At 67.4% G+C, this 3,442-nt stretch carries 4 protein-coding genes; 2 read left to right on the top strand and 2 right to left on the bottom strand.

The window, feature by feature from the left end; genetic code table 11:
• Positions 1 to 88: 88 nt before the first annotated feature.
• Positions 89 to 1,204 carry a PP2C family protein-serine/threonine phosphatase gene (locus tag AB0I10_RS24230; RefSeq protein ID WP_363154692.1) on the top strand — a complete coding sequence of 372 codons (1,116 nt, stop codon included), beginning with the start codon at positions 89 to 91 and terminating at the stop codon, positions 1,202 to 1,204.
• A gap of 50 nt (positions 1,205 to 1,254) precedes the next feature.
• Here the strand turns inward: AB0I10_RS24230 and AB0I10_RS24225 are convergent, their stop codons facing one another.
• On the bottom strand, positions 1,255 to 1,665 hold the full coding sequence (locus tag AB0I10_RS24225) for a nuclear transport factor 2 family protein (RefSeq protein ID WP_363154691.1): 411 nt from the start codon (positions 1,663 to 1,665) through the stop codon (positions 1,255 to 1,257).
• Positions 1,666 to 1,905: 240 nt separating this feature from the next.
• Between AB0I10_RS24225 and AB0I10_RS24220 the strand changes: the two genes are divergently transcribed.
• Positions 1,906 to 2,481: a PadR family transcriptional regulator gene (locus AB0I10_RS24220; RefSeq protein ID WP_363154690.1), complete on the top strand. Its 576-nt coding sequence runs from the start codon at positions 1,906 to 1,908 to the stop codon at positions 2,479 to 2,481.
• Between the two features lie 77 nt (positions 2,482 to 2,558).
• Here the strand turns inward: AB0I10_RS24220 and AB0I10_RS24215 are convergent, their stop codons facing one another.
• The gene (locus AB0I10_RS24215; RefSeq protein WP_363154689.1) at positions 2,559 to 3,080 is read right to left on the bottom strand and encodes a histidine phosphatase family protein; all 522 of its coding nucleotides are present in this window, start codon (positions 3,078 to 3,080) and stop codon (positions 2,559 to 2,561) included.
• Positions 3,081 to 3,442 lie beyond the last annotated feature (362 nt).

The raw sequence follows: 3,442 nt of genomic DNA, 5'->3' as shown, positions 1-3,442 counted from the left end.
CCAGGACAAAGGAGCACCGGGCGCAGCCGTACCGCCTGATCGACGCCTATGAGGCGCGAGGGCCGACGCGCGGGTGTAGAGAGGAGATATGCGCGTCTGGCACGGTCTCACCCGGCTCGGCAGGTCCCGGCATCTGAGCCATGGCCTGGTCGCCGTCCCGCTCGCGATCATCGTTGCGGTCACCGTGATCGACATCAATGCCCCGACGACCATCCACCTCGGCCCGTTTCTGGTCGCGGCGCCCGCAATCACCGCTTCGTTCGCCGGTGCCGGTCTCACCGGTGCTGTCGGAGCCCTCGCCGTCGCGGCGCAGGTCGTCATCGGCCACTTGCACGGCGGATTGTCGACGCCGAATCACCAGGCACAGATCGCCGCCCTCATCGTGATCTCCGTGCTCGTCACGGCCTTCCGCTATGCCCGTGATCGCCACCTGCGGAAGCTGAGCCGGGTGCAGTCGGTGGCCGTCGGGGCACAGAAGGTGCTCCTGCGGCCTCTGCCTCATCGGATCGGACGGCTGCGGATCGCGTCCGCGTACATCTCGGCCGAGGCGGAGGCACAGATCGGCGGTGACCTGTACGCCGCGGTGCCTGTCCCGGGCGCGACCAGGCTGGTCGTCGGCGATGTCCGCGGCAAGGGCCTGGCCGCCATCGGGGAGGCCGCGGTGCTCATCGGGGCATTCCGAGGGTCCGCGTACCGGAACCTTTCACTGCCAGGCATCGCGGCGCACCTCGGTAATTCCGTGTACTGGAACATCGTCCACCTCGCCGACGGCGATCCGCACGCCGAGGAGTCGTTCGTGACGGCGCTGGTCCTGGACGTCCCCGAGGACAGCCCCTCCATCCGGATGGTGAACTGCGGGCACCCTCCGCCGTTGCTGTTGCGTGCCGACAAGGTCAGCACGCTTGAGGTCAGCGATCCCGCGCTTCCCCTCGGCCTTCGCGCTCCATCGGAGAGCGAGTACGAGGTCGAGACGTTCGGCTTCGCACCCGGAGATCTCCTCCTGCTGTACACCGATGGGGTCATCGAGGCCCGAAACCGCGCCGGCGCGTTCTACCCACTGATCGATCGGGTCGCCTCCTGGAACGAGGCCGACCCGCTGCGCCTCGTACAGCACCTGCGCGACGACCTGCTTCAGTACGCCGGCGGGAACCTCGGAGACGACGCGGCCATGGTCGCGATCGCAAGGTCCCCGGAACGGCCGTGACGGACCTCCGCGCGGCCGCCTACGATCCGGCTCCGGCCACGTCCTTCACTTCACGCGCTCTTTGACTCCACCGCGTGCAGCGCCTCGCGCCGGATCTGCTCGAACTGCGCGCCCATCGCCTCGGCCAGGGCTTGGGCCGCCGACAGCGGACGGACCATGACCGTGAAGTCGTCGATCAGACCGTTGTCGTCGAAGTGCAGGAAGTCGCAGCCGTTGATCTCCAGATCGCCGACCTTCGCCTTGAAGACCAGCGCATGGTCACGGCCGTCCGAGCCGGCGATCTCCCGGATGTAGTGGAAGTCGGTGAAGACCCGCATGACGCCACGCAGGATCGCCGCGGTGATCGCCTTGCCGGGGTACGGCTTGAACGCCACCGGGCTGGTGAACACGACGTCCTCGGCCAGCAGCGCCTCGACGGCGTTGTGGTCACGGGCCTCCACGGCCTCACGGAAGGAAAGCATCCCGTCTCGCCCTTCTCTCCATTGCTTCTGCTGCTCTTGCTGATGCGATGCATGCCATTCATGCGATTCATGCGATTCATGTGATACGCGCGATGCGCGCGATGCGATGCCGTCATGCGGGCATAGTCAACTTGTTGAGTAGGTGTTGGGGAGGGTAGCCGCAAAGAAGTCCCATAGACAAGGGCATGAGTAATCAAGTTTCTTACTAATCAAGGAGGCCAGACGTCATAGGATGACGGGGTGGCATTGCGCAACGCGGTTCTGGCCGCGCTCCTGGAAGGTGAGGCGTCCGGGTACGACCTGTCCAAGGGCTTTGACGCGTCGGTGGCCAACTTCTGGATGGCGACCCCGCAGCAGCTGTACCGGGAGCTCGACCGCATGGAGTCCGACGGCCTGATCGAAGCCCGGGTCGTCCAGCAGGAACGTCGTCCCAACAAGCGACTGTTCTCACTCACCGAGGCCGGACAGCGGGCGCTGTACGACTTCACCGCCGAACCGCCCAAACCCAGTGCGATCCGCGACGAACTCATGGTCAAGGTCCAGTCCGTGGACAAGGGCGACACCGAGGCCGTCAAGGCGGCGATCGCCGAGCGCCTGGAGTGGGCGCGAGCCAAGCTGGCCCGCTACGACCGGCTCCGCACTCGTCTGCTCGACGGGCGGACCGAGGACGAGTATCTGGCGACGGCCGAACGCATCGGTCCGTATCTGACCCTCATGCGGGGCCGCGCATTCGAGCAGGAGAACATCCGGTGGGCCGAACGGGCCCTGACCATCCTGCGACAACGCTCCTCGGCGCGTTCCTCCGCGTCGAGTTGACGAGTTGACGGGTTGGTGAGATGACGAGGTGACGGGGGGCGGCCTTCGGGGCGGCCGGGGAACGCCTCGTCCAACCGTTAGGTCTTCTTCCCGCGTGGCACCACCATCTCGGTCAGTAGGGCCGTGCCGGGTTCGAGGGCGTGCCAGGTTCCGTGCCAGGTCAGTACCGCGATCGCGGAGGTGGGGAAGGCCTCCTGCGTACGGGGAAGTGCGTCGCCGAGCCCGTCCCCCGCGAGCGTGAGGATCAGGTCTTGGACGCTCGGGCTGTGTCCGATCAGCAGCAACGTATGGACGTGCTGCGGGACTTCGCGCACGGCGGCCAGCAATTCCGGGAGGGCTGCTGCGTAGAGGCTCGACTCATATCGCGTCGGGGGTGGGGTGCCCAGTTGCGCGGCGGCCAGGTCCCAGGTCTCCCGTGTACGGCGGGACGTCGAGCAGAGGACCAGGTCCGGCAGCCAGCCAGCCTCGCTCAGCCACCGTCCCGCGGCCGGCGCATCACGGCAGCCGCGTGGCGCCAGGGGCCGCTCGTGGTCCGCCACGTCCGGCGGACGGGCCGACTTGGCGTGCCGGAAGACGACGAGGCGCCGCAAGGAAGTCATGCAGACACTCCGAGAGGGTGAGGGTGGTCGGGTTCCCCGCCATGGCGTGATCCAGGATCGCACTCGTCTCGACGATGCGCAGCGCGCGCCGCGGAGGTTCCGGACATTCGTGTCTCGTGCGCACAGGGCACGGCCGCCGCTGTCCGGGCTGGGCGCGCAGTCGGTTGCCGCCCTGTCGGCAGGTCGTCAGACGCCTCGCGGCTGACTGCCGACGGCCGCGCCTATCGGCTGCAACGCAGGTCGAGGGCCGGTCCGGGGAGCGCGCGTGTGGTGGTGGTTTGTGTTGTTGGGTGATTGTCGGGTTGTGGGTGGATGGGTGCGTTCGTGGTGTTTGGTGTGGTGGTGGGTTTCGTGTGGGGGGT

The sequence above is a fragment of the Streptomyces sp. NPDC050636 genome (assembly GCF_040654775.1).
GTDB lineage: Bacteria > Actinomycetota > Actinomycetes > Streptomycetales > Streptomycetaceae > Streptomyces.
The sequence above is the reverse complement of the archived record's forward strand: the minus strand, read 5'-3'. Positions and strand labels throughout refer to the sequence as shown.

Bases quoted from the DNA above. Each gene is read 5' to 3' on its own strand.
- AB0I10_RS24230 (WP_363154692.1), top strand. From the start codon at position 89: ATGCGCGTCTGGCACGGTCTCACCCGGCTCGGCAGGTCCCGGCATCTG.
- AB0I10_RS24225 (WP_363154691.1), bottom strand. From the start codon at position 1,665: ATGCTTTCCTTCCGTGAGGCCGTGGAGGCCCGTGACCACAACGCCGTC.
- AB0I10_RS24215 (WP_363154689.1), bottom strand. From the start codon at position 3,080: ATGACTTCCTTGCGGCGCCTCGTCGTCTTCCGGCACGCCAAGTCGGCC.